The organism is Streptomyces sp. 150FB, assembly GCF_000818195.1.
In the GTDB taxonomy this organism is placed as follows: domain Bacteria; phylum Actinomycetota; class Actinomycetes; order Streptomycetales; family Streptomycetaceae; genus Streptomyces.
Genome location: NZ_JTHL01000001.1, coordinates 3,597,164 through 3,598,260, shown reverse-complemented (window position 1 = coordinate 3,598,260; position 1,097 = coordinate 3,597,164). Strand labels below are relative to the sequence as shown.

The following is a 1,097-nucleotide window of genomic DNA, read 5'->3' as shown; positions in this document are numbered from 1 at the left end:
CGCCCCCGCCGTCCCCATGCCCCCGCCGCCCCCATGCCTTGCCGTCCCCCCGCCCCCGACGGCCGCCCGCCCCGGACCCCTTACCTTTCGCGGGCCCGCGTCGTCGGACTGGTGAGACCTTATCGATCCACCGCCCCCGGGCGGAACAGGAGGACTGTGACATGGCCACCCCGGCAGGGACACAGCGCGGCTACTCGTTTCTGCGGACAGCGATCGCCCTGCAAACGCTGACCATCTTCCTCCAAGCGGTCACCGCAGGACTGCTGCTGACCTCCTCCTACGGAGAGACGCTGCACAGCGTCGGAGCCCGCGTGATGTACGGGGCGTCGATGCTGTACGTGCTCGCGGCGGTGCTGGCGTGGAAGCCCGGCGGCGGCTCGCCCCGGCCCATCTGGCAGGCGACCGGCTTCCTCGTCCTCGCCTCGGTCCAGGTCGTACTGGGCATCGCGCACATACCGTCGGTCCATCTCCCCCTGGGCGTCCTGATGTTCGGGCTGAGCGTGCTGGCGCTGGCGCGGATTTTGGCCAAAAGCCCCCAGAACAGATCCGACGGGGTCTGATCGGCGCCTTGCGGCAGGAACGCGGCGTACATCGCGGTACAGCGGGGTACATCGCGGTACATACGGCAGGGTGTCGATGTCCGGGACGGGAAACGTCCCCTCATGGCCTCTACGTCTGTCACGCCTCCCGCTGCCGTCGATCTGCGGGTCCGGCGGGTGCCGCCGCCGCTGACGCCGCGGGCGGTGCGGCGCAGTTCGGCGTCGTACTCCAGAGGCCGGACGGGACCCGCGTAGAAGCCTTCGTAGAACCCCGAGTCGCACACCATGATGCCCTGGCCGTTGTTGACCAGCTTCTTCCCGCCGCCGTCGACGCGTTCGTCCGACAAATCCGCTATCCGGCGGCCGGAGCGCCGTGATACACAACCGACGTGCGAAACATCTTGGAGTTCCCCGAGGTCCTGCGGCTGATCCAAGACCGCTCGGCCGCGTTCCGCGCCGCGATCGCGTCCGCCCCCGACCTTGACGCCCAGGTCCCGACCTGCCCGGACTGGACACTGCGCGAACTGGCGCAGCACCTCGGCGACGGCCGCCGCCGCC

At 70.0% G+C, this 1,097-nt stretch carries 2 protein-coding genes; both read left to right on the top strand.

The features are described from left to right. Positions 1-161: 161 nt before the first annotated feature. Positions 162-560: a hypothetical protein gene (locus QR77_RS15350; protein ID WP_052488772.1), complete on the top strand. Its 399-nt coding sequence runs from the start codon at positions 162-164 to the stop codon at positions 558-560. A gap of 368 nt (positions 561-928) precedes the next feature. Further along, a partial coding sequence (locus QR77_RS43575) for a maleylpyruvate isomerase N-terminal domain-containing protein (RefSeq protein WP_173476309.1) occupies positions 929-1,097 on the top strand: 169 nt, incomplete at its 3' end.